The sequence below is a fragment of the Janthinobacterium agaricidamnosum genome (genome assembly GCF_003667705.1).
Lineage (GTDB): Bacteria > Pseudomonadota > Gammaproteobacteria > Burkholderiales > Burkholderiaceae_D > Janthinobacterium.
Window position 1 is genome coordinate 4,425,327 of sequence record NZ_CP033019.1, and the last position, 23,398, is coordinate 4,448,724.

Here is a 23,398-nt window from a genome sequence, read left to right on the forward strand (position 1 = left end):
TTCAGTGGCGGTCAACACCCCCGGTACTGCTCCCATGGAGGATAGCCACTTATCGAACCGAAAAACTCATGTATTGTCACGACAACAGGGGGGGGAACCGCTCCCGGCCAGCGCTGCCGCGGTGAACAATCTTTGTCCCGCGGCGGAAAGCAAGGATAATAGCGCCTAACTCATAAGCACAGTATTGGATTACCTCATGGAAATTAAAGTCAACTTTCTCGACAAGCTGCGTCTCGAAGCCAAGTTCGACGATTTTACGGTCATCGCCGACCAGCCCATCCGCTACAAGGGCGATGGCTCGGCGCCTGGCCCGTTCGATTACTTTTTGGCATCGTCGGCACTGTGCGCCGCGTACTTCGTAAAGTTGTATTGCGATACGCGCAATATTTCCACGGAAAATATCCGTCTGTCGCAAAACAATATCGTCGATCCGGAAAACCGTTACCAGCAGATTTTCAAGATCCAGGTCGAGCTGCCGGCCGATATCTCGGCCAAGGACCGCCAGGGCATCCTGCGCTCGATCGACCGTTGCACGGTGAAAAAAGTGGTGCAGACGGGTCCCGAGTTCGTCATTGAAGAAGTCGAGAACCTGGATGCCGATGCCCAGGCCTTGCTGGCCCTGAATCCCGCCCCGGGCGCGAGTACCTATATCGTCGGCAAGGATTTGCCGCTGGAACAGACCATCGCCAATATGTCGGGCCTGCTGGCGGGCCTGGGCATCAAGATCGAAATCGCCTCGTGGCGCAACATCATTCCGAACGTGTGGTCGCTGCATATCCGCGATGCGCATTCGCCCATGTGCTTTACCAACGGCAAGGGCGCGACCAAGGAAAGCGCGCTGGCGTCGGCCCTGGGCGAGTATATCGAGCGCCTCAGCAACAACCATTTCTACGCGGGGTCGTTCTGGGGCAACGACATCGCCAACGCGGATTTTGTCCATTACCCGAACGAGCGCTGGTTCAAGCCGGGCCGCAAGGATGCGCTGCCGAAGGAAATCCTCGATGCGTACACCCTGGGCATCTACGACCCCGATGGCGAACTGCGCGGCTCGCACCTGATCGACACCAATTCCGGCAATGCCGAGCGCGGCATCTGCTCGCTGCCATACGTGCGCCATTCCGACGGCGAGGTCGTGTATTTCCCGTCGAACCTGATCGAAAATCTATATGTCAGCAATGGCATGAGCGCCGGCAATACTTTGGTCGAAGCCCAGGTGCAATGTCTGTCGGAAATTTTCGAACGGGCCGTCAAGCGCGAAATCATCGAAGGTGAGATCGCCCTGCCCGACGTGCCGCAGGAAGTGCTGGCGAAATATCCGGGCATCCTGGCCGGTATCCAGGGGCTGGAAGAACAGGGTTTCCCCGTGCTGGTGAAAGATGCGTCGCTGGGCGGCGTGTACCCGGTGATGTGCGTCACTCTGATGAACCCGCGCACGGGCGGCGTGTTTGCCTCGTTCGGCGCGCACCCGAGCCTGGAAGTGGCGCTCGAGCGCAGCCTGACGGAATTGCTGCAGGGCCGCAGTTTCGAAGGCTTGAACGACTTGCCGCAGCCGACGTTTGCCAGCGAAGCCGTCACCGAGCCGAACAACTTCGTCGAACACTTCATCGATTCGAGCGGCATCGTCTCGTGGCGCTTTTTCAGCGCCAAGGCCGATTACGATTTTGTCGAGTGGGATTTTTCCGGCCACGGCGAAAACTCGAATGCCGAGGAAGCGGCGACCCTGTTCGCCATCCTCGCCGACATGGGCAAGGAAGTGTACACGGCCGTGTATGACCAGCTGGGCGCCACCGCCTGCCGCATCCTCGTGCCCGGTTATTCCGAGGTGTATCCGGTCGAAGATTTGATCTGGGACAACACCAACAAGGCGCTGCTGTTCCGCGCCGACATCCTGAACCTGCATCAGCTGGACGATGCCAGCCTGGAAGACTTGCTCGACCGGCTGGAAAACAGCGAACTCGACGAGTACGGCGACATCGCCACCCTGATCGGCATCGAGTTTGACGAAAACACGGTGTGGGGCCAGCTGACGACCCTGGAATTGAAGCTGCTGATTCATCTCGCCTTGCAGCAATTCGAGGAAGCAAAAGAGCTGGTGGAAACCTTCCTGCAGTACAACGACAACACGCTCGAACGCAAACTGTTCTATCAAGCCTTGAACGTGGTGCTGGAAGTGGAACTCGATGACGAACTGGAGCTGGACGATTACGTGGTCAATTTCCGCCGCATGTTTGGCAAGGAACGCATGGATGCGGTGCTGGGCTCGGTGGACGGCAGCGTGCGCTTCTTCGGCCTGACCCCGACCAGCATGCAGCTGGAAGGCCTCGACAGGCACCAGCGCCTGATCGACAGCTTCAAGAAACTGCACACGGCGCGCGCCAGGGCGGCTGCCGCCTGACCCAGGAGCGATACCATGGCCGCACTGGAATTCTGGTTCGATTTCGGCAGCAACTACAGCTACCTGAGCGCCATGCGCATCGACGCGCTGGCGCGTGAAAAGCAGGTCCATGTGATCTGGAAACCCTTCCTGCTGGGCGTCGTCTTCAAGGCGCTGGGCTGGGAGACGTCGCCCTTCGTCCTGCAAAAAATCAAGGGCGACTACACGTGGCGCGACATGGCGCGCCAGTGCGAAAAGTACGGCTTGCCATGGCAGCAGCCGGGCGTCTTCCCCCGCACGGCCCTGCTGCCCATGCGCGTGGCGCTGATCGGCGCGGACCAGGGGTGGATTGCGCCCTTTGCGCGCCGCATGATGACGATGAATTTTGCCGCGGACCGCGATATCGACAACATCGCGGCCGTCAGCGAGGCCCTGGAGGAACTGGGCCTCGATGCACGCGCCATCCTGGCGCTGGCTTTGACACAGGACAACAAGCTGCGGCTGCGCCGCCAGACTGAGCAGGCACAAGCGCTGAAGCTGTTCGGCGCCCCCAGTTTCCTCAGCGGCGGCGAACTCTTCTGGGGCAACGACCGGCTCGACGATGCGCTGGCGCATGCGGCAGCCAGCCGCCGTTAAACTCAGCCGCCCGCCAGCGCTGCGATCTCTTTCTGCATGTTGTCAATCGCCCGCTCGTTGTACTGGTCAGCGAAATACGCATCGCCAAACAGCTGGCCCGCCTGCGCCTTGCCGCACAGATGCTGCAGCGCCAGGCTCCGCTGCTCGTTGAAACGCGCGGGGTCCACGTGCGCGTATTCGCGGCCGATGGCTTGCGTGTAGGCCTGGTACACCTCGTCATCCTGCCCCAGGATGGCCAGGTCGGCGCTGAGCATGGCGTCTTTCAACGCGTGGCTGATGCCGGGGCCCTGGAAATGGTCGGTGGCGCGTATCAATTGCGCTACATCCTGATTATCGCCCGCATCGAGGCCGCTGGCCAGCCACAGCTGGGCACTCGCCTCTTCGCTCGAATACAGGGTATCGTCGTCGTGGCTGTAGACGGCATCGTGGAACCAGAACGCCTTCTTGACCAGCGCGCTGTCGCGCTTGGGCGCATAGGTGTTGTCGGCCCACACGCGGATTTCGGACAGGCCGTGCACCAGATGGTCGAGGTTGTGATAGTGGCGGTCCGCGCCGCCATACGCCTGCGGTCCCGTCAGGTGCGCGAACCAGTGGTCCGCCAGCGCGATGTCGGCCTGCGAGGCGGTCGCGTAGTGCCACAGCGCTTCCCACTCCTTGCGCAGGCAGTCGAGTATCCACGCCTGGTAGGCCGGACCGGGAACGAATTTCTTCATAGTCCAGTTCCAGCCGACAGGCCCTTCCAGCGCCTTGACGAAGCTGGAACTGACGGAACCGAGGTCGCGCGGCGGCATGACGAAGATGGTCTTGGCGCCCTGCAGCACATCCACGTTCGTTTGCTGGATCAGGTTTTCATAGTCGAAATCGGCCGTCGTGCGGATGCCGCGGATCAGGTAGTCGCAGCCGTGCTTTTTCGCCGCGCGCGCCGTGTAGTCGCCCTTGACGATGACCACCTGCACATTGTCCCAGCCGCACTCGCGCGCGCTCTGCTCGATGATGCGCTTGCGGTCTTCGGCGGGAAATTGGGGACGCTTGGCGGGGTTTTGCGACAGGAACACGATCACCTCGTCGGCGAGCGAACGCGCTTCACCGATCACCCACATGTGGCCGTTGGTGATGGGGTCGAGGGTTCCTGAAAATCCGATTCTCTGCATGCTGCGCTCCGTGGTCTGGTTCTGCTTGTTTCGCAGACAATATAGGGCCACGGCGCGCGCGTCAATGCAACATGCCAAAGATGACGATTAAAACGCTCATTTCACGGCTTGCGGGAATTCCACGCGCACGCACAGGCCGCCCAGGCGCTCGGATTTGTCGAGCACCAGACGCGCGCCATGGCGCTCGGCGATGGCCTTGATGATGGCCAGGCCCAGGCCGCTGCCGTTGGCGTCCGTGCCGGGCACGCGGTAGAAGCGGCTGAAGACGCGCTCGCGCTCGTCGGGCGGGATGCCGGGGCCGCTGTCTTCCACCGATAACGTCACGCCGACGGGGCTGGCGCGCAGGTCGATGTCGACGGTGCCGCCCTGCGGCGTGTACTTGATGGCGTTGTCGACCAGGTTGCGCAGCATGATGTTGAGCGCATCGGCCTGGCCGGCCACCTTGGCCGGGTCCATGTGGTGCAGGCCCAGGTCGATCTTGCGCGCCTGCGCGATGCCGGCCATGTCGCCCAGCGCGCGCTTGACGACGTCGTTCAAGTCCACCGCCTGCAGCTGGTCGCCGCTGGCGGCGCTCGCTTCCTGGCGCGCCAGTACCAGCAGCTGCTCGACCAGGCGCGTGGCCCGCTCGATGCCGGCGCTCACGCGGCTGATCGCCAGGCTGCGCTTTTCCTGCGATTCGGCCCGCTCCAGGCTCAATACCTGCAGTTTCAATGCCGCCAGCGGCGTGCGCAATTCATGCGCGGCGTCGGCGACGAAATGCTGCTGCGCGTCGAACGCCGTTTTGACGCGGCCGAACAAAAGATTGAGCTCATGCACCAGGGGCCGTACTTCGTCGGGCAAGCCCGCTTCCGAAACGGGTGACAGATCGTCCGCCTGGCGCGCCGCCACCTGCTTGCGCACGCGCGAGACGGGCGCCAGCGAACCGCTGACGACCCACCAGACGACGAGCATCAGGATAGGCGCCATCAGGGCAATCGGCCCCACCGTGCGCAGCGCAAGGCTGCCGGCCATGCGCTTGCGCACGGCCATGTCCTGGGCGATCTGCACGGTCTGGGAACTGGTTTGCACGGAAAAGATGCGGTAGGTGGTGCCGTTGGCTTTCACGTTCGAAAAGCCCAGCACGGCGCGCTGCGGCAGTTCCGCGCGCGTGATCGAACGGAACACCTGCACGCCGTCCGGCGTCCATACCTGCACCACCATATCGTTGTTGACGGGGTCGGCCGGCAAGGCTTGCGCGTGGTTGGCCAGCGGCGCGCCGGAGCGCAGCGACAGGGCCATCTGCTGCATGTGGTAATCGAAAATCTGGTCGGCATCGTACAGGGCGCTGCGGTAGGCGATCGAGGCCTGCGCCAGGGCCGCCATGATGATGGCCGCCAGCAAAAACCACAGCAGGCGGCCGCGCAGCGAGTGCGTCACCGTGACCTTCATCCTCATGCCTTGGGCACCATGTAGCCGAGGCCGCGCACGTTCTGGATCAAGTCGCTGCCCAGCTTCTTGCGCAAGCCGTGGATATACACTTCCACGGCATTGCTGTTGACTTCATCTTTCCAGCTGTACAGCTTTTCTTCCAGCTGCGCGCGCGACAGCACGATGCCGGGACGCGCGATCAACGCTTCCAGCACGGCCCATTCGCGCGCCGACAGGTTGACGGGATGGCCCTCGGCGATCACTTCGCGCGTCAGCGGATTGATGGAGACGCCCTGGTGCTCGAAGACCGGTTCCGGCCGCCCCGAGGCGCGCCGCAGCAGGGCGCGGATGCGCGCCAGCAGTTCGTCGAGGTCGTACGGTTTTAATACGTAATCGTCGGCGCCCGCGTCGAGGCCGGCGATGCGCTGCTCGATGGCATCGCGCGCCGTGGCGACCAGCACCGGCGTGTCGAGCTTGCGCAAGCGCATCGAGCGCAGCACGTCGAGACCGTCCTTGCGGGGCAAGCCCAGGTCCAGCAGCACCAGGTCATAGGTCTGCGTCTGCAGGGCCGTATCGGCCATGTCGCCATCCTTGACCCAGTCCACCGCGTAATGCTCGGCGCGCAGCAAGTCGAGCACCACCTCGCCGATCATCGTGTCGTCTTCTACCAGCAATAGCCGCATGGCCGCTCCTTTTTTATTTATTTGCCCCATAGCGGAAGGCTGGGGTCAGACCCGGCGGGTCTGACCCCGGTATTTACCCCAGCCGCACGGGAATGAAGATCTTATCGGGGCCGCGCTGTATCAGCAAGGCCACCGACTTGGCGGATTTTTCCACCACGTCGCGCACCTGCTCGACCGTGTTGACGGGACGGCCATTGACCGACAATAGCACGTCGCCCGGCTGCACTCCGGCATTCGCGGCGGCACCGCCCGCGTCTTCCACCAGCAGGCCGGCGCTGATGCCCGCCTCGCGTTTTTCATCCGATTGTAACGGACGCAGGGCCAGGCCCAGCTTTACCTTGCCGGCGGCGCTGTCGCTCTTGGCCACTTCGGCCACCTTGTCGGCCGCATTGCCCAGGGTTGCCGTCAGGCTGACGATCTTGCCGTCACGCCAGACATCCATGGTGATCTTGTCGCCTGGCAAGGACGTGCCCACCAGCGCCGGCAAGTCGGCCGAGCCGATGATGCGCTGGCCATTCACCTTGCGCACGACGTCGCCCGATTTCAGGCCCGCCTTGTCGGCCGGGCTGCCCCGCTCGACGTTGGCCACCAGCGCGCCTTCCGGCGTGGCCAGCTTGAACGAGTCGGCAAAGCCCTGGTTGACTTCCTGCACCGTCACGCCCAGCTTGGCATGGCTGGCCTTGCCCGTGGCGACGATCTGGTCCTTGATGCGGCCGGCCAGGTCGATCGGGATGGCGAACGACAAGCCCTGGAAGCCGCCCGTCTGGCTGTAGATCTGCGAATTGATGCCGACCACTTCGCCGCGCGTATTGAACAGCGGACCGCCCGAGTTGCCGGGGTTGACCGCCACGTCCGTCTGGATGAACGGCACATTGCTGTCGTCGGGCAGGGAACGGCCCTTGGCGCTGACGACGCCGGCCGTCACCGTGCTGTCGAAACCGTATGGCGAACCGATGGCCAGTACCCACTCGCCCACTTTCAGGTCGCTCGAATGGCCGAGCGGCACGACGGGCAGGTTATTGGCATCGATCTTCAGCACGGCGATATCCGTCTTCGGGTCCGTGCCCAGCACCTTGGCGCGGAATTCGCGGCGGTCGTTGAGCTTGACGGTCACTTCGCGCGCATCGCGCACCACGTGGGCATTCGTCATGATGACGCCGTCGGGGCTGACGATGAAACCGGAACCGAGGCCATGCGTGGGCACGTCGCGCCCGCCCCGCTGCCCGCCTTGCGGACCCTGGAATCGGCGGAAAAATTCGAAGAAGGGGTCGTTGCCGAAATCGTCGTTGCCGGCCTGGGCCGATGGGTCGTAGGCCACCTTGGTGCTGCCCGTGACGCTGATATTGACGACGGCCGGGCTGTTGCGCGCGGCGATCTGGCTAAAGTCGGGCAAGGCCACCAGCGGCGCGCTGGCGGCGGGCGCCACGGCCGCAGCCACGGGGGCGGCGGGGGCGCCAGCGGCGGCCGCATTCGCGCCGGCATTGTTCTGATGCACTACCATGGCGCCGCCGGCGCCCAGCACACCGATCGCGGCCAGCGCGGCTACGGTGCGTTTGATTTTCAGGGATGCGGTATTCGTTTGCTGTTCCATGAATTGCTCCTCATTCAATGAGATTTTGATGTATGCAATAGTGGGCCACGAGTCTTAGGCGGTGCTTAACATTTTTCTATTTGGAAACAGGCATTTGCGCCTTTAAGCAGGGTTTAATCTTGCGTGCCGCGTGACAATCAATGGAAGCCCGAATGGGCTCCGGACGTGACACTGGCCGGATCAACCGGCCAGTATTTTACTGCATGGGAGAAGCTAGCCCGGGCGCCCTAGGGGCGCCGCGATCAGATCAGGCTGCCTGGCGCTGTTCCAGCACACTGACGGTATCGCTGCCGGTGCCGCTGCCGATCTCGATCTTGCGCGGTTTCAGCGCTTCCGGCACTTCGCGCACGAGGTCGATGGTCAGCATGCCGTTTTCAAACGTGGCGCCCGTGACCTTCACGTGGTTGGCCAGCTGGAAACGCTGTTCGAAATCGCGGGCAGCGATGCCGCGGTGCAAGAACGTGCGCTCGACGCCATCTTTCTGCTTGCGGCCCGTGACGTGCAGCGAGTCGCGTTCGGTGATGATGTCGATCTCTTCGCGCGAGAAGCCGGCCAATGCCATCACGATACGGTATTTATCTTCCGACACCAGTTCGATGTTGTAGGGCGGATAGCTCGGTTGCGCATCGGCGCGCTGTTCGTTGAGCAGCTGTGCCAGGCGGTCAAAGCCGATGGCGGAACGGTACAGGGGAGCAAGGTCAAAAGTACGCATGATAAATATCCTTTTCAAATGAAGCGATAAGAGGGGCGGACCTCACCATGAGCATCCGCCTGTTACCGATATACGGCCTCTCCAGTCCCTTTCAAGGCCTTGAAATTGGCGTAAAACGCCCCAGACGGCCTCAAATTTGTAAGAAATTTTTACAGAATGCTAGACTCGCCCTTTGTCCTCCCCGCCGCCCCGTCCCATGCCCCGCTCCATGCCCTATTCCCGTGCCGTCCTGTCCCTGTCCTTCTCGCTTCTCGTTTCCACTGCGGCCCAGGCCGCCTCGCCCACTGCTCCCCCCATCGTGCTGCAGGTGGACGCCAGCAATGTGGCGCAGCAACTGTTCAGCATCCGCGCAAGCATTCCCGCCGCGCCCGGCAAGCTGACCTTGCTGTATCCGCAATGGGTACCGGGCAACCACGGCCCCAGCGGCCCGCTGAACCAGCTGGCCGGCCTGCGCCTGTCCGCCAACGGCGCGCCCCTGGAGTGGCGGCGCGACCCCGTCAATATGTTCGCTTTTCACCTCGACGTGCCGGCCGGCGCCACGGCCGTGGAAGCGCAATACCAGCTACTCTCGCCCGTCGACACGAGCCAGGGCCGCATCACCATGACAAGCGCCATGCTGGGCGTGCAATGGCATGCGATGACCCTGTATCCGGCGGGCCGCGCCGCGCGCGACATTCTCGTGCAACCGAGCCTGACCCTGCCGGCCGGCTGGGAATTTGCCAGCGCCCTGGAAGTGCGCGCGCGGGCGGCCACGCCGGCCAGCCAGCAAGTCGATTTCGAGCCGCTGGACCTTGACACCCTGGTCGACTCGCCCGTCTTTGCCGGCCGCCATGTCGAGCGCATCGACCTCGACCCGGGTGCCAAGGTGCCCGTGCTGCTGAATGTGATGGCCGACAGCGCCGACAGCCTGGAAGCGTCGCCGCAGCAAGTCGAGCAACACCGGGCCATGCTGCAGCAAGCCTACAAATTGTTCGGCGCGCGCCACTACCGCCACTATGATTTCCTGCTGGCCTTGAGCGACGAGTTCGGCGGCATCGGCCGCGAACACCTGCAGTCGAGCGAAAACGGCGTCAAGCCCGGCTATTTCAGCGAGTGGGACAAGAACGAGGCGGGCCGCGTTCTGCTGCCGCACGAGCTGGTGCACTCGTGGAACGGCAAGTTCCGCCGTCCCGCCGGTCAGGACACGCCGGATTTCAACACGCCGCTGCAAAACAGCCTGCTGTGGGTCTACGAAGGCCAGACGCAATATTGGGGCAATGTGCTGGCGGCCCGTTCCGGCCTGGTGGCGCCAGCCAACATGCGCGACCTGTTCGCCGCCACGGCAGCCCATTACGACGTGATGCCCGGGCGCAGCTGGCGCACCATGCAGGATACGACGAACGATCCCATCATCAATGGCCGGCGTCCCATAGCCTGGAGCAGCTGGCAGCGCGACGAGGATTACTATATGGAAGGCGCGCTGATCTGGCTCGACGTCGACACCACCATCCGCGCACTGTCCCACGAGCGCCGCTCGCTGGACGACTTCGCCCGCAGTTTCTTTGGCATGCAGGATGGCAGCACCACGCCCCTGCCCTACACCTTCGAGGATGTGGTGGCGGCCCTGAACGCCGTGCAGCCGCACGACTGGGCCGCCTTCCTGCGCACGCGCCTGGAGAGCCACGGCCCCGGCGCACCGCTCGATGGCCTGGCCCGCGCCGGCTGGAAACTCGTCTACCGCGACACGCCGACGCCCTTCCTGAAAGCGAATGAAGAGCGCAGCAAGAGCACGGACCTGAGCTATTCGCTGGGTTTGACGATCGACAAGGATGGCAAGCTGGGCAAGCTGCTGTGGGACGGCCCCGCCTTCCAGGCAGGTTTGTCCGGCAACACGACCTTGCTCGCCGTGAATGGCACGGCTTACACGCCCAAGCTGCTGAAGGCGGCCATCCAGGCGGCCAAGGCCAGCCCGCAGCCGATCAACTTGCTGGTCAAAAAGGGCAAGCAATTCCAGACGGTAGCGCTCGACTACCACGGCGGCTTGCGCTACCCGCAACTGGAACGCATCGCCGGCACGCGCGACCGCCTGTCGGCCATCCTGCAGGCGCGCTGAGGCGGAGATTGCCCGGCGATTTTGCGCCGCGCCCCCTATGCGGGGCCGGCTTTTGGTGTATGCTGGCGGCATGAACAATGACACCGACATCCAGCTCAGCGGCCCCTTCAAGGCCACCGACGGCTCCGGCCGTGCCCATGACATCAAGGCCATCCGCATCTTCGACGAAGGCTACGGCATCATCGACGTCTACGTCGATTTCGCTGCCCCGCTCGAAGCGGGCGCCTACAAGGACAAGACCCTGGTCGGCCACATCCTGACCCGCCTGCGCAGCCTCGGCTACGTAGGCCCCGACTTCGGCCACGGCGACCTGGGCTTGCAAGACAAGAAACTGATCGTCCTGGAAGCGCCGGAAGAGTTTTCCGCCTTTGCGGCAAGCAAGGGCTGGAAGGACTTATCAGCAGAGTTTGACGAAGACTGATTTTTTAACATATAAACAACCTCTACGCCGCGCCAGCTTCTGCTGCTGCGGCGTTTTTCATCGTCCCCTTGCTTCCTCCACCCATGCTCCTGCTCTTTCTGCGCACCTGCGCCCTGCCCTTCCTGCTCTGCATGCTGGCCGGATGCCAGCAATCCGATCTGATCAAGGACTTTGAACAAAAAGTCCCTTTGCAGGACCAGCAGCTGGCGCGGCATTACAGCGATCTGCTGCGTGAAAAACAGCTGGACTATGTGCGCATGGCAACCGAGCCGGGTAACAACGGCGATCAGATCCGCCAGGCGCTGCCCGCCTTGAGCGCCGCCTTCCCGGCAGGCGAGCCCCAGTACGTCAAGGTGGTGGGCTACCAGCGCATTGAACAGCGCGATATGCCGCAATTGCTGCGTATCAGCTTCGAATATGCCTATCCGGAAAAATGGATCGTCAGCACCATCGTGCTGAGAAAATATGGCACTGACGCCACCATCATGGGCTTGAGCGTGGTGCCGCAGACGGCATCGCTGGAACAGCAGGCGACCTTCACGCTGCGCGGCAAATCGCTGCGCCACTACGTGGTGCTCGGCGCTGCCATCCTCTCCCCCATGCTGATTTTGTCTGCCCTCGTGTTATGCCTGCGCAGCAAGCTGACCGTGAGAAAATGGCCCTGGTTGCTGTTCATCAGCATCGGCTTCGGCCAGCTGTCGCTCAACTGGGCGACGGGACAGTATTTATTCCTGCCCATCGCCATCCAGCTGTTTGGCGTTGCCGCCGGCACCAGCGCCTACCAGCCCTGGACATTCATCGTCTCCTTGCCGCTGGGCGCCATCGTGTTTCTGCTTGTCAGAAAAAAACTGGCCGCGCCTGCAAGCCTCATGGCGTAGGCGCAGCCTGCAGATAGCGCACGCTCCACGCGGCGATGACATTGGCGACATAGGCCGCATCATTGCGTCCCGTCAATAAGTGGTCGGCGTCGTCGAGCGAGACGAAGCTTTTCGGGTGCTTCGCGGCCGTGAAAATATCCATCGCATTTGACAGGCTTACCGTCGTGTCGTTCGGCGCGTGCATCACCAGCAGGGCGCGGCGCAGGCCGGCGATGTGCTCCTTTAAACTGTGGCTGCCAGCATCGTCGACGAATTGCTGGCGGATGCGGAAAGGCCGCCCTTCCAGCTGCACCAGCGCTTCGCCTTCGGCGGCGATTCGCTCCAGATGCTCGCTGAACATGCGCGTCACGTAGGCGGGCGTGCTCGGCGCGGCCAGGGTGGCAATGGCCGTCGCTTCCGGCACGTGCGCGGCAGCGGCCAGCACGGCGGCGCCGCCCAGGCTGTGGCCGATCAGCAATTGCGGCGCAGCATGTTTTGCCCGCAGGAAATCGGCGGCCGCGACCAGGTCGTCCACGTTCGACGAGAAATTCGTGGCGGCAAACTCGCCTTCGCTGGCGCCCAGTCCCGTGAAGTCGAAGCGCAGCACGGCGATGCCGTGTTCCGTCAAGCCTTGCGCGATGCGCCGCGCGGCCAGCACGTCCTTGCCGCAGGTAAAACAGTGGGCGAACAGCGCGTACGCGCGGATGGCGCCGTCGGGCGCGTCGAGGCGCGCCGCCAGCACATGGCCGTGCGCGCCGGGAAAATCTTGCCGGGTGGATTTCATTGTCTCAGATCAAAGCTGCCGCGCAGGGCGGCCGATGGCGCATTGTAGCGCCGCCCGGCCGCCGCCTGTTTTAACCACGCTTGGGAATATCCACGCCCCTGGCAACGGCTGGCCTGGCCAGGAACGCATCCAGCGCACGCCGCACGTTCGGGAAATTATCAAAACCGACCAGGTCGCCCGCGCCATAGAAACCCACCAGGCAGCGCACCCACGGGAAGATGGCAATGTCGGCAATCGTGTACTGACTGCCCATGATCCAGTCGCGGCCCTGCAGGCGCTGCTCGAGCACGCCCAGCAAACGCTTCGCTTCGCCCAGGTAGCGTTCGAGCGGACGCTTGTCTTCGTATTCCTTGCCGGCGAATTTGTGGAAGAAGCCCACCTGGCCGAACATGGGGCCGATACCGCCCATCTGGAACATCAGCCATTGGATGGTTTCATAGCGCAGGCCCGCGTCCTGCGGCAGGAACTTGCCCGTCTTTTCCGCCAGGTACAGCAGGATGGCGCCCGACTCGAACAGGGCCAGCGGCTTGCCGTCGGGACCGTCCGGGTCGAGGATGGCGGGAATCTTGTTGTTCGGATTGAGGGACAGGAAGGCGGGCGACAGCTGGTCGTTTTGCTCGAAGCTGACCAGGTGCGGCTCGTACGCCAGGCCCAGCTCTTCCAGCAGGATCGAGACCTTGATGCCGTTCGGCGTGGGCAGCGAGTACAGCTGCAGGCGCTCGGGATGCCGGGCAGGCCATTTTTGGGTGATGGGGAAGTCGGAAAGCGGTGTCATGGATATCCTTCATTTCAATTAAAGACGCGACGCAAGAAAGCAAGTATAGCCAAGCATGGCCGTTTCAGCAGGACAGCCCTTTCATCCAAACAAGCCATGCAAAAACCAGCGCGGCGCGGCGTCTTCTCCGCTGCCGGCGATGCGTTCGCGGTAGACCCAGTAGTGGGCGTGGTCGAGGCCTTCCGCAATGAAATAATCGCGCGCCTGCGACTGGCCCCACCAGCCCGCTTCGATGCGCTCGGCAACGGACACCATTTTCAAGGGCGAGCCATAGAAGGGCCGGTGCTCGCGCATCAACAGGGCAATGGGCTGGGCCAGCAGCCAGCCGGGACGGGGCATGCCGGACAAGCCGGGCGGCAAGTCGGGTGGCGCGTTCTTGCCACTGCCCCTGGCCGGCAGCGGCAGCCACTGGTTGGCCGCCTCGGGGCGGTAATCGGCGCGCGGTGCGGCCTGCAAGACATTGTCTGTACCCAGGCGCGCCACCAGCAATTCCAGCAGGCGCTGACGCTCCTGCGGCGTACCGCCCGGCTCGGGGAACAGGGTCTCGCTGGGCGGCGCCATCGCTTGCACCTGCAGCGCTTCCAGGCTCAGGCCGATCACGGGCGCCTCCAGCACCAGTTGCGCCAGGCGTTCCTTGAGCAAACGCACCAGATGCTCGTCGCGCCAGACGGCTTCGCCCAGCGCCAGGTCAATGACGGTGGGCGGGCGCGCCACCCTGCCCCGCTCGTGCGCCAGCAGCAGCTGTATGCGCTCGACGGCAAATTGCCGCGCGCACAGCCAGCCCGTCATTTGCTGCAGCAGGCGGCGCGCGCCGAACAGCAGCGCGTCGGCGTGCTCCACGCGGTCGAACAGTTCCAGGCTGGCGCGGAACGTGGGCGGCGCTTCGAGCCAGACGAACAGTTCCGTGCTGTGGCCATGCGCGTCGTCGAGCATGTCCAGCAAGGCCCCGCCGCAGCGGCGCTGCAAGCCGGGCCGGGGCAAGTGGCGCAACTGCCCCAGGGTGCGGCAGCCGATGCCCTCGAACCAGTCGAGCCAGGGGCGCGCGGGCGGCAGCAAGGCGCACGGCAAGCCATCGAGCCGGCGCACCAGGCTGGCCATGCTCAAGGTCCGGCCCCGGCGCGTACTGGCGCGCGCCAGCAGCCAGGCACCGCGTGCCGTGGGAGCGCACGACAGCTGGGCCGTGTAGCCGAGCGCGCGCAAGCTGGCCGCAATGTGCCGGCACAGGGCGCGCACGCCGCCGAACAGGCGCAGGCTGGCGCCCGCGTCGACGAGCAGGGTCGCTTCCTCGCCCTGCGCCACCAGCGGCGAATATTGCAGCAGCGCCAGCGCCACCGCCTGCAGGGCCTGCACTTCCAGCTCGGGCGAGCGCTCGTGCAAACGCGCCTGCGGTGCCAGCATCAGCGCGCCCGCCCGGCGCATGCCGGGCCGGATGCCGGCCGCCAAGGCCAGCGGCGACAGGGCCATCACTTGCTCCTGCTCCAGCACCACGCCGAGGTGGTCAGCCGACCAGCGCGGGCAAAATACTTCGAGCGGGAGCCGGGGCAGGCACAGGCCGATCCAGAGTCGCATGGCGCAGCAATAATGAAGGAGGTTGCAGGGGCAGGAACAACGGCGCGTCGCGCTGCGGTCCCCGGCGCTTGATGAAGCCGATCTCGATGCCGCCGGCGGCCGGGCGCACGGACAGGCGCAGCGGCGCGGGCGACGCATCCTGCGCGCCGTGCAGGGGGCGCAGCATGCAGAACAGGGTGTTGCCCGACTGCGCCGCCAGGTGCAGCCGGCGCAGGCTGTCGGCGCGCACGTGCGATTGCCAGAACAGCAGGGCGCCGCACGTGCCGCTGCGCAAGATGTTCTCGGCCGCCCACAGGGCATCCTTGCTGCCGGCGCTTTTGAGCCACAGCAATTGCGACGGCGCCAGCCCCTGCGCGGCCAGGGCCAGCGCCTGCGGCGGATGGGGCGGCTGCAGCAGCACGATGGGCAAGCCCGGCAGCTGCGCCAGCGCGGGCGCCAGCAGCCGCAATTCGCCGCTGCCCGGCTGCTGCACCAGCAGATCGATAAGGCTGCCGCTGGGCCAGCCGCCGCCGGGCAGCTGCGCCGACAGGGCGGCAAAGCCCGTATCCAGGCAGCGCGCGGCGCCCTGGCCCAGCTGCGACGCACGCCACAGGGACGGGTGCAAGGCTTCCGGCGACGCCATCAATTGGGAATGTTGCATAATTGAATATCAAGATGAATACTGTATGCATATACAGTACTATCCGGACCCGCTTTTGGCAAGGCTTATCTGCGCAGCGCCTGCCCGCAGGCCGCTCCGCCATGTCCGAAAAACCCCGTTTCTGGCATCGATTGCTGTACCATAAGCACTCTCCTTACCGCTCGGCAATGCACCGGGCGGCTTCCTCCGTCCATAAGGAAACGCATTTGACCACCATCCAACTCATCAGCGCCATCGTCTTCGGCCTTGCGCTCATCCACACCTTCGCCGCCAAATCGTTTGAAACATTATCGCGGCGCCACCCCCGCCATGCGGGCTTGCTGCATCTGCTGGGCGAAGTGGAAGTCGTGTTCGGCTTCTGGGCCTTCATCCTGATCATCATCATGGCCTTTGTCTCGGGCAGCGATGCGGCCATCGAGTACGCCGAGTCGCGCCATTACACGGAACCGCTGTTCGTCTTCGTCGTCATGGTCGTGGCCGCCTCGCGCCCCGTGCTCGACGCCGTGCAGCGCTTGTTGAAAGGCGTGGCGCGCGTGATGCCGCTGCGCACGGAACTGGCCCTCGTCTGGCTGGGCCTGGCGCTCGTGCCCCTGACGGGCTCCCTGATCACGGAACCGGCCGCCATGACCCTGGCCGCGCTGATGCTGGCGCCGCAAATCTTCCGCCCGGGCATCCCTGAATGGCTGAAATACGGCGCATTGGGCGTGCTGTTCGTCAACGTTTCCATCGGCGGCACCCTCACCTCGTATGCGGCACCACCCGTGCTGATGGTGGCCACCACATGGAACTGGGACAGCGCCTTCATGGCCACCCATTTCGGCTGGAAAGCCGCCATCGCCGTGCTGGTCAACGCCACGGGCGTGAGCATTTTGCTGCGCAAATATCTGCACAGCAATACCTCCGACATCAAGCCGAAAGCCGGTGAAGTCGAAGCGCCGAAAGTGCCGCTGGCCGTCAGCCTCGTGCACATGATCGTGCTGGCCGGCGTCGTGACCCTGGCGCATCATCCCGTGCTGTTCATCGGCCTGTTCCTGTTCTTCCTCGGCTTCGTGCAGGCGTATGAGCGCTATCAAAGCCCGCTGATCCTGAAAGAGGGTTTATTGGTCGGCTTCTTCCTCGGCGGCCTGGTGGTACTGGGCGGCATGCAGCAATGGTGGCTGCAACCGATCGTCTCGAGTCTGAAGCCGCTGGCCCTGTTCTTCGGCGCCCTGGGCTTGACGGCAATTACCGACAATGCAGCCCTCACCTACCTCGGTTCGCTGATCGTCGGCATGACGGACGAAGCGAAATACATGCTGATGGCCGGCGCCGTGGCCGGCGGCGGCCTGACCGTCATCGCCAATGCGCCGAACCCGGCCGGCGTGGCCCTGCTGCGCCGCGGCTTCAAGGATGAATCGATCGGCGCCGTCGGCCTGCTGGCCGGCGCCCTGCTGCCGACGGCCGTGGCGGGCCTGGCCTTCCTGGCCTTGTAGGCACCCTCGCGGGGCGGCTGCCGGCCGCCCCTGCTCTCCCTCAGTTTCCCCTCAGTTTCCTTCATACACGAGGAAATGCAGCCGGTCATAGAACAGGCTGTAGGCATAGTCGAACGTGCCCACGCTGCGAAAACCCTTGTGCAGATACACTTGCAGCGCTTCGCTCTTTTCCCACACCGTCAGGGTGATGCGCGCGCAGCCCTTGCGGCTGGCCAGGTCGCGGATCTCATGGAACATCTGCCTGAATAAACCCTGGCCCCGGTATTTCTCGTCGATGGCCAGGCTGCTGACGAAACAGTCGTCGGCGCGCGCATGCGCGAGCACGAAGGCGTCATACGCATCGTCGAGCGCCTTCATGTCATCGCGGTAATATGACACGGCGCCGCAGGCCTGGAACTCGTCCATCGTCGCGGCCGTGAAAAAGCCGATGAAGCGCTCGTCCTCGTCATGCAGGCCGTGGATGTGCGCCAGATACGGATCGATGTTCTGCCGCCGCTGCAATTCGACGAACTGCAGATTGAGTTTATTGCCGAACGAGCAGTATTCCAGATAGCTGGTGGCAAACAGCAGTTTGGCCATGCGGTTCTTCGCCTCGTCGCCCAGCAGTTCACCTGCCACCAGCTTGAGCGGCGCATGCGACAGCAAGCCCGCCTGCGCCTCGTCACCTGGCGGGGCGGCCTCGCTGACGGCCGGCATGCGGCTGCCGTGGCGGCCGACGGTGGGGCGCCAGAAATTGCCGGCGGCAATATGCTGAGAACGGTGGGCCAGCAGGTAGCGGCAAAAAACGTCATTTACGCGATCGAGCTGCGGATCGCTTGAGAGCACCGAGTAATAGTGGAAGTGATCGATGTCCGCCCGCAGCTGGGCCGCATACGCCATGCGCGGCACTTCCTCGATGTCGAACACGTCGACGATGTCGGGCAGGCGCAAAGGATCATCGAGTTGCCAGTCGATCTCGTCGAGCCGCGCCACGCAGCGCGCATACGCGCGCCGCTCTTCGTCGCTCAAGGGGATGTGCATGCCGGTAATGATATCGTCCAGCAAGCGCATGCCGCGGATGCCGCCCGCCACCGCTTCGCGCACGCCGTCATACAGCACGCAATAGCGCTGGTAGAACTCGGCATGGCTGAGCAGGGTCACGCCCAGATTTTTCTTCCATTCCGCATAGAACTGGCCGAACAGCTGCGCCTCGAATTGCGGACAGGAACGGGGAACCTGCGCATCGATGCCCGCATAGGCGAGGTTCACATTACGCTGGATCACGCGCAACGCGGCGTCGTTTTTCTTGGCGATCAGCATGCCCGTTTCATCGAGAAACAGATTCATCCAGCTGACATGCCGGCGCTCTTCGCTGTCATCACTCTTGCGTTGGAAATAGTCGGGCACTTCCGGCTTCATCAGGAAAATCGTCGCCGGATTGTGCGGGATCGTATCGACGTCCATGTACATGCCGCCGTATTCGCACATGATGAGGATGCGGAAATAATCGGACAGGGTGGCGAAGTAGCGCTGCGTATGCAGGGTGTCGAGGATGTCGAAGCGGGCCGGTGCGAAATCGAGCGCCAGCGCGCGCAGCGAGTTGATGTGCAGGGTCGTGCCGCCGATGGCGTAGCGGCCTATCGTGTAACGCCCGGCGCCGCCCGTGGGGCTGAAGCGTTCGTCATTGCGCAGCTGCTGCGCATCCCACACCCACAGGATGGAGACATACGGCGCGCCGCCGTTGTGCCGTACTTCTTCCAGCGCCGCGCCCCACTGCCCGATCGCGTCAAATGCGATGGCCGGCAACGGCCCGCCCATCCAGATGCGGTGCAGGTAGCGCTCGTCGTCACCGAGGGCGCGCGTGGGGATGCAGCTGAGCGAAGAACAGCTTGCCGCATTGAAATGGTTGAAGTTCAGACCGACGAAGCTGCGCAGGGCGGCGATGCCCGCCTGGTGTTCCGCGGCCAGTTGTTCCAGATCATTGCCAGGGGGCCGCACATCGGCCAGAGTGATGTAATCGAGCTTCAGCCGGTTGATGCGGAACTCGTATTCCAGGTTGAAAATCTTTGCTTGATCGTGTTTTGAGGCCAGGTCATCTATTTTCATGGGCGCACCATTTTCCGCAGGAGAGTGTCAATAAACTTCGCAGGGGGTAAAACAAGGTCGAGAACATGCGCTGCGCCATCAGTGCCGGGCCAGCCGCACCTCGCTTTCCCGGCGCTCCGCCATGCCCCGCGTAAACAACAGCAGGCAGGCGGCGATGACCACGATGACGGGAATATTCAGCAGCGCATACGTCTCGAGCGCATAGCCGAAGCGCTGGCACAGCACGTTGTACAGCTGCAGCCAGGCGGACAGATAAATGCAGTACAGCAAGCTCATGGCGGCCGTCGTCAATGTCATCGACTCCTTGCTGGCCGTGATCGCGCTGCGGAGCAAGGCGCCGTTGAACAGGCCAAAGCCGATGGAATAGACAAACATGCAGGCCGCAAACACATCGACGTGATGGCGGCCCGCGCCGGCGCCCAGCATGCCGGCCGCCGCGATCAGCCCTCCCATGCGCAGCAGATGGACGAGCGGAAAATCCTGGCGCAGGCGCTGGATGGCGATGCTGCTGAGGACGAAGCCCGACAGAATCACGCATTGCAGCGCGATATAGGTGGCGTAGGAGGCGCCCATTTCCTGCAGCACGAAGATGGGCGAGAAACCGATCCAGGCCGTCAGGGGCACGGTGGCCAGGCCGGCCGTGAACATGCCGAACATGAAGCGCCCGTTGCTGAAAATGGCGGCATAGCTTCGCACGATGACGGCAAGGTCCAGGCGCGTGACCGTGGGCGCCGTGCGCGGCATGGTCTTGAACAGGCCCAGCAGGGACAACAGCGCCAGCAGGCCCGAGAGGAAAAACACGTAGCGCCAGTCCAGCCGGCTGATGATGGCGCTGCCGAGGATGGGACCGGCCAGGGGCGCAAGGATGGTGGTACTCGACAGAATACTGCTGAGCTTGACGGCGGCCATGTCGTCGAACAGCTCGTGGATCATGGCATAGCCGACGAAGATGAAACAGCAGCCCATGCCCTGGATGAAGCGCACGGCGAGAAATTGCTCGATCGAGGCGGTCAATGGCACGGCCAAGGTGGCCAGCAGGAACAAGGCATTGCCGGTCAACACCAGCTTGCGCTTGCCGATGCAGTCGGCCAATGGCCCCAGGAAAATCTGCAGGGAACTGCCGCCCAGCAGATACAGGCTCAGGGACAGGGGGACAAACTTTTTCTCCGCCTGGAACTCGTCGACGATGCCCAGCATCGCCGGCATGATCATGTCGTTCGACAGATAGATATTCAGTTCAAAGACGAGAAAAAACGCAAAAAACCACAGCAACTGCTTGGACTTGATGGACATGGCGCGTTCCGTAACGTGGGTGGCTGCCGTCAGTGCATGCCAGCCGTCAGGGCATGGGACGGCGGACACATCTCACACTGAAAACGTGTACCAATTGTATACCAATTAGTATTTTTAACGCTTATTTTTGTGATTTTTAAATACCGCAGCAATACCACTTACGATAATTCCATGGCATTGCGGGAGTGGCGCCTGCCCTGAAAAGGGCGCGCCAGCATGCCGGCGCGTTGGCGCGGGCATGCCGGGAAGGGAAAAACGATGCGTACCAGTGGGCGCGCGGGGGGCCGCTTACCGGCGGCGGTGGCCGGCGAAGAAATCGAGCAGCATCTTGCTGGCGTCGGGCTTGGCCTTGTCGTTGAACGGCAGGCTGGCGTCGCCGCCGCTCCACGCGTGCTCGAGGTGCTCGATCTGCGCCACGCGCAGCAGCACCTGCTTGCCCACCTGATAGTCGTGCAGCGCATAGGCATGGGCCGGATTGCGCCCGCCCGCAGCGCCGCCGGGCAGGCGCTGCGCCGTTACCAGCGTGTCGGCGGGCATGCGGTTCACGCGCACGCTCTGGCGTACCAGCTGCGTCTGGTTAATGGGACGCACCACCTTGTCGGACAGCCCTTGCAGCAGGATGGTGGGCAGGCGGGGGAACGCGGGCTGGCGCGCCAGCACTTCATCGATGGCCGCATCGGCGCGGGCACTGGCGCCATGCTGCATCACGCCCAGCGCGCCGATCAGGTTATGGCCGGCGCCAAACACAGGGCCCGAATGCAGGCCCAGCGCGGCGAACAGATGCGGGTGATTCAGGGCCACGATATGCGCCATGCCGGCGCCGGCGGAAATGCCGCAGATATAAATGCGCGCGCGGTCGATCGCATAGCGGGCCGCCACCTGCTCGATGGCACCGACGATCAGGCGCACGTCGCCGCCGCCCTCCTGCGTCAGCTTGTCGTACCACTTCCAGCAGCGGCGCGCATGCGCGCGCAGCGATTGCTGCGGATACAGCACGGCATAGCCCTTGCGCTCGGCCAGGCGGTTCATGCGCGTGCCGTCGGCAAACTGCGTGGCGCTCTGCTCGCAGCCGTGCAGCATCACCAGCAGCGGCCGGCCACGGCTGCGCATGGCGGCGCTCGGCGCTTTTTCGGGCAGGTACAGGAAATATGGCAGGCGCCGTCCGGGCAACTGCCCCAGTTCCGCCAACGGCGCGTAGTGGGCGGCCAGCCACTTGCCCGGCGGGGGCGCCGTTCGCTTGCGCACGCGCGGTGGCGACAGGGGCGTGGCAAACGGCGCCAGCGAGGGCACGGCGTCGCTGGCGGGCCTGGCGCGCGGCGTCGGCCTGGTCTTGGCCACAGGCTTGCTGCGGGGCTTGGCCCTGGGCTTGGCAGGCACGGGCCCGAACAGCACCTTGGCCAGCTTGGTTGCCGTGCGCTGCTGTGCCTTACCGGCGCGCAATAGCCCGCGCAGCCATTTGGTGGCGGGCTTTACCATGGCGCTCGGCGCGCGTGTCTTGGTGGAGCGTACCGCAAGTTCATCCCTCTGCATCGTTGCATCGTCAGCATGTGCGGCCTCCTCCGTAGAACGCATAGAGTACCGCAATTGGCCGACCACACCGTACGTTTGCACACGGATAAAAGTGCCGCTAAGTAATCCTCAGGAAATTATTGTGAATTTATGACGAACAGAACCGGATGCTATGCAAGGCGCCCACTGCAACGCAGTGCGAGCACTGCTAGCAGTGGGCAAGCCTCGTCGGCCACCTTGCAGAGCGCCGGTTATGGAAGTCAGAAATCATAATAATTTATTGGGCGTTACTTAACACCATTGAGGCAGATCAAACGCGAACAGGTGCGTAAGCTTAATCTGCATGTTCGATCAGCATTTCACCAGAGGAGAGAACACCATGAGCTATCTGGACCGCGACATCCTGGGCATGTACCGCAACCACGACGGCCCGGGGCCAGCCCTGATGGGGGCCGACACCCTGATCGGGGACGAAGTCTACAATCACAACGACGAGGAGCTGGGTGACATCAAGGAAATCATGCTCGACATGCGCACCGGCCAGATCGCCTATGCCGTGCTGTCGTTCGGCGGTATCCTGGGCATGGGCGACAAATTGTTTGCCGTGCCCTGGGAACGCCTGACCCTGGACACCGTCAACAAGCGCTTCCTGCTCAACGTGGATAAAGACCTGCTGAAAAATGCTCCCGGCTTCGACAAGAACAACTGGCCCGACATGGGCAGCGATGCCTGGAACCAGCAGATGGAAGCGTTCTATGGCAGCGGCACGCGCTACAGCAGCGGCGCCATGGCCGGCAGCCGCATGCCATCGGGCAGCGACCTGCGCGGTGGCGCCAGCCTGCAATCGGGCAGCGAAGGCAGCCTGTCCGGCAGCTCCATGAGCGGCAGCCGCGCCGGCACCAGCAGCCAGAGCGGCTCGCGCTCATCGCTCAGCGACGATGATCTCAATAAAGATAGAACGTAGATCGGGCAGGTCGCACAGGTCGCACTGGTCGGGTAGGTCGGGTAGGTCGGGTAGGTCGGATTAGCGGCGCAGCCGCGTAATCCGACACCACCAGCGACACCGTTAACACCCATCGAAACCCATCAACACCCGTCGACACCATTGACACCATCGACACCCGTTGACACCATTGACACCACCCCATCGCCCAGGCCAACGATGACGTCGGATTACGCGCGCCCTGCGGACGCGCTAATCCGACCTACCGCTGCATCGATTCCCATACCTTCTGCAAACGCTTGGCAGACACGGGCATCGGCGTGCGCAATTCCCGTGCGAACAGTCGGGCAGGTCAGGTAGGTCGGATTAGCGGCGCAGCCGCGTAATCCGACACCACCAGCGAC

19 protein-coding genes and 1 pseudogene are annotated in these 23,398 nt (G+C 63.6%); 7 read left to right on the forward strand and 13 right to left on the reverse strand.

Annotation, left to right across the window (positions count from 1 at the left end):
• The first annotated feature begins 196 nt into the window (after nt 1-196).
• Together D9M09_RS19990 and D9M09_RS19995 are read left to right on the forward strand one after the other, a co-directional pair.
• The gene (locus tag D9M09_RS19990) at nt 197-2,395 is read left to right on the forward strand and encodes an OsmC domain/YcaO domain-containing protein (protein ID WP_121671165.1); all 2,199 of its coding nucleotides are present in this window, start codon (nt 197-199) and stop codon (nt 2,393-2,395) included.
• A 15-nt stretch (nt 2,396-2,410) separates the two neighbouring features.
• A complete protein-coding gene (locus tag D9M09_RS19995) occupies nt 2,411-3,010 on the forward strand; it encodes a 2-hydroxychromene-2-carboxylate isomerase (protein ID WP_121670221.1) in 600 nt (199 codons plus the stop codon).
• A gap of 2 nt (nt 3,011-3,012) precedes the next feature.
• Here D9M09_RS19995 and coaD read toward each other — a convergent pair whose 3' ends face one another.
• The 5 genes from coaD to D9M09_RS20020 all read right to left on the reverse strand — a co-directional run bounded on the left by coaD (nt 3,013) and on the right by D9M09_RS20020 (nt 8,554).
• Complete coding sequence (gene coaD / locus D9M09_RS20000; protein WP_121670222.1) at nt 3,013-4,161, reverse strand: pantetheine-phosphate adenylyltransferase; 1,149 nt, start codon at nt 4,159-4,161, stop codon at nt 3,013-3,015.
• 96 nt (nt 4,162-4,257) lie between these two features.
• On the reverse strand, nt 4,258-5,589 hold the full coding sequence (locus D9M09_RS20005; protein WP_121670223.1) for an ATP-binding protein: 1,332 nt from the start codon (nt 5,587-5,589) through the stop codon (nt 4,258-4,260).
• Between the two features lie 2 nt (nt 5,590-5,591).
• Entirely contained in the window at nt 5,592-6,251 is a 660-nt protein-coding gene (locus tag D9M09_RS20010) for a response regulator (RefSeq protein WP_034750756.1), read from the reverse strand.
• 73 nt (nt 6,252-6,324) lie between these two features.
• Nucleotides 6,325-7,842: a Do family serine endopeptidase gene (locus tag D9M09_RS20015; protein WP_070221472.1), complete on the reverse strand. Its 1,518-nt coding sequence runs from the start codon at nt 7,840-7,842 to the stop codon at nt 6,325-6,327.
• Nucleotides 7,843-8,089: 247 nt separating this feature from the next.
• Nucleotides 8,090-8,554, reverse strand: a complete 465-nt coding sequence (locus D9M09_RS20020; RefSeq protein WP_121670224.1) for an Hsp20 family protein — start codon at nt 8,552-8,554, stop codon at nt 8,090-8,092.
• 208 nt (nt 8,555-8,762) lie between these two features.
• Here D9M09_RS20020 and D9M09_RS20025 point away from each other — a divergent pair, with 208 nt between their 5' ends.
• The 3 genes from D9M09_RS20025 (at nt 8,763) to D9M09_RS20035 (ending at nt 11,945) form a co-directional block, all read left to right on the forward strand.
• Entirely contained in the window at nt 8,763-10,646 is a 1,884-nt protein-coding gene (locus D9M09_RS20025) for a M61 family metallopeptidase (protein WP_121670225.1), read from the forward strand.
• A gap of 70 nt (nt 10,647-10,716) precedes the next feature.
• On the forward strand, nt 10,717-11,067 hold the full coding sequence (locus D9M09_RS20030; protein ID WP_121671166.1) for a hypothetical protein: 351 nt from the start codon (nt 10,717-10,719) through the stop codon (nt 11,065-11,067).
• 83 nt (nt 11,068-11,150) lie between these two features.
• Complete coding sequence (locus D9M09_RS20035; protein WP_121670226.1) at nt 11,151-11,945, forward strand: hypothetical protein; 795 nt, start codon at nt 11,151-11,153, stop codon at nt 11,943-11,945.
• Here D9M09_RS20035 and D9M09_RS20040 read toward each other — a convergent pair.
• From D9M09_RS20040 to imuA, 4 genes are all read right to left on the reverse strand, one after another.
• The gene (locus tag D9M09_RS20040) at nt 11,935-12,708 is read right to left on the reverse strand and encodes an alpha/beta hydrolase family protein (RefSeq protein ID WP_121670227.1); all 774 of its coding nucleotides are present in this window, start codon (nt 12,706-12,708) and stop codon (nt 11,935-11,937) included. The two genes, D9M09_RS20035 and D9M09_RS20040, sit on opposite strands and share 11 nt — an antisense overlap.
• Before the next feature lie 70 nt (nt 12,709-12,778).
• On the reverse strand, nt 12,779-13,483 hold the full coding sequence (locus D9M09_RS20045) for a glutathione S-transferase N-terminal domain-containing protein (RefSeq protein ID WP_121670228.1): 705 nt from the start codon (nt 13,481-13,483) through the stop codon (nt 12,779-12,781).
• Nucleotides 13,484-13,564: 81 nt separating this feature from the next.
• A complete protein-coding gene (locus D9M09_RS20050) occupies nt 13,565-15,052 on the reverse strand; it encodes a Y-family DNA polymerase (protein ID WP_121670229.1) in 1,488 nt (495 codons plus the stop codon).
• Nucleotides 14,982-15,692, reverse strand: coding sequence for a translesion DNA synthesis-associated protein ImuA (gene imuA, locus D9M09_RS20055; RefSeq protein WP_070221460.1), 711 nt, complete (start codon nt 15,690-15,692; stop codon nt 14,982-14,984). The genes D9M09_RS20050 and imuA overlap by 71 nt, the downstream gene beginning before the upstream one ends.
• Nucleotides 15,693-15,898: 206 nt before the next feature.
• Here imuA and D9M09_RS20060 point away from each other — a divergent pair, with 206 nt between their 5' ends.
• Nucleotides 15,899-17,164: a putative Na+/H+ antiporter gene (locus tag D9M09_RS20060; RefSeq protein WP_070221461.1), complete on the forward strand. Its 1,266-nt coding sequence runs from the start codon at nt 15,899-15,901 to the stop codon at nt 17,162-17,164.
• 51 nt (nt 17,165-17,215) lie between these two features.
• Here the strand turns inward: D9M09_RS20060 and D9M09_RS20065 are convergent, their stop codons facing one another.
• The 3 genes from D9M09_RS20065 to D9M09_RS20075 form a co-directional block, all read right to left on the reverse strand.
• Nucleotides 17,216-19,249 (reverse strand): GNAT family N-acetyltransferase, encoded by a 2,034-nt coding sequence (locus D9M09_RS20065; protein ID WP_121670230.1) that lies wholly within the window; start codon nt 19,247-19,249, stop codon nt 17,216-17,218.
• Nucleotides 19,250-19,327: 78 nt separating this feature from the next.
• Nucleotides 19,328-20,542 carry an MFS transporter gene (locus D9M09_RS20070; protein WP_121670231.1) on the reverse strand — a complete coding sequence of 405 codons (1,215 nt, stop codon included), beginning with the start codon at nt 20,540-20,542 and terminating at the stop codon, nt 19,328-19,330.
• A gap of 288 nt (nt 20,543-20,830) precedes the next feature.
• Nucleotides 20,831-22,018: an extracellular catalytic domain type 1 short-chain-length polyhydroxyalkanoate depolymerase gene (locus tag D9M09_RS20075; protein ID WP_121670232.1), complete on the reverse strand. Its 1,188-nt coding sequence runs from the start codon at nt 22,016-22,018 to the stop codon at nt 20,831-20,833.
• 412 nt (nt 22,019-22,430) lie between these two features.
• Here D9M09_RS20075 and D9M09_RS20080 point away from each other — a divergent pair, with 412 nt between their 5' ends.
• Nucleotides 22,431-23,015: a PRC-barrel domain-containing protein gene (locus D9M09_RS20080; protein WP_070221465.1), complete on the forward strand. Its 585-nt coding sequence runs from the start codon at nt 22,431-22,433 to the stop codon at nt 23,013-23,015.
• Nucleotides 23,016-23,256: 241 nt separating this feature from the next.
• Here the strand turns inward: D9M09_RS20080 and D9M09_RS30105 are convergent.
• Nucleotides 23,257-23,337: pseudogene (locus D9M09_RS30105) on the reverse strand (DUF3418 domain-containing protein); the annotation flags it as partial.
• Between the last annotated feature and the right edge of the window lie 61 nt (nt 23,338-23,398).

Coding starts and splice junctions, on each gene's coding strand:
- D9M09_RS19990 (WP_121671165.1), top strand. CDS start 197: ATGGAAATTAAAGTCAACTTTCTCGACAAGCTGCGTCTCGAAGCCAAG.
- D9M09_RS19995 (WP_121670221.1), top strand. CDS start 2,411: ATGGCCGCACTGGAATTCTGGTTCGATTTCGGCAGCAACTACAGCTAC.
- coaD (WP_121670222.1), bottom strand. CDS start 4,161: ATGCAGAGAATCGGATTTTCAGGAACCCTCGACCCCATCACCAACGGC.
- D9M09_RS20005 (WP_121670223.1), bottom strand. CDS start 5,589: ATGAAGGTCACGGTGACGCACTCGCTGCGCGGCCGCCTGCTGTGGTTT.
- D9M09_RS20010 (WP_034750756.1), bottom strand. CDS start 6,251: ATGCGGCTATTGCTGGTAGAAGACGACACGATGATCGGCGAGGTGGTG.
- D9M09_RS20015 (WP_070221472.1), bottom strand. CDS start 7,842: ATGGAACAGCAAACGAATACCGCATCCCTGAAAATCAAACGCACCGTA.
- D9M09_RS20020 (WP_121670224.1), bottom strand. CDS start 8,554: ATGCGTACTTTTGACCTTGCTCCCCTGTACCGTTCCGCCATCGGCTTT.
- D9M09_RS20025 (WP_121670225.1), top strand. CDS start 8,763: ATGCCCTATTCCCGTGCCGTCCTGTCCCTGTCCTTCTCGCTTCTCGTT.
- D9M09_RS20030 (WP_121671166.1), top strand. CDS start 10,717: ATGAACAATGACACCGACATCCAGCTCAGCGGCCCCTTCAAGGCCACC.
- D9M09_RS20035 (WP_121670226.1), top strand. CDS start 11,151: ATGCTCCTGCTCTTTCTGCGCACCTGCGCCCTGCCCTTCCTGCTCTGC.
- D9M09_RS20040 (WP_121670227.1), bottom strand. CDS start 12,708: ATGAAATCCACCCGGCAAGATTTTCCCGGCGCGCACGGCCATGTGCTG.
- D9M09_RS20045 (WP_121670228.1), bottom strand. CDS start 13,483: ATGACACCGCTTTCCGACTTCCCCATCACCCAAAAATGGCCTGCCCGG.
- D9M09_RS20050 (WP_121670229.1), bottom strand. CDS start 15,052: ATGCGACTCTGGATCGGCCTGTGCCTGCCCCGGCTCCCGCTCGAAGTA.
- imuA (WP_070221460.1), bottom strand. CDS start 15,692: ATGCAACATTCCCAATTGATGGCGTCGCCGGAAGCCTTGCACCCGTCC.
- D9M09_RS20065 (WP_121670230.1), bottom strand. CDS start 19,249: ATGAAAATAGATGACCTGGCCTCAAAACACGATCAAGCAAAGATTTTC.
- D9M09_RS20070 (WP_121670231.1), bottom strand. CDS start 20,542: ATGTCCATCAAGTCCAAGCAGTTGCTGTGGTTTTTTGCGTTTTTTCTC.
- D9M09_RS20075 (WP_121670232.1), bottom strand. CDS start 22,018: ATGGTAAAGCCCGCCACCAAATGGCTGCGCGGGCTATTGCGCGCCGGT.
- D9M09_RS20080 (WP_070221465.1), top strand. CDS start 22,431: ATGAGCTATCTGGACCGCGACATCCTGGGCATGTACCGCAACCACGAC.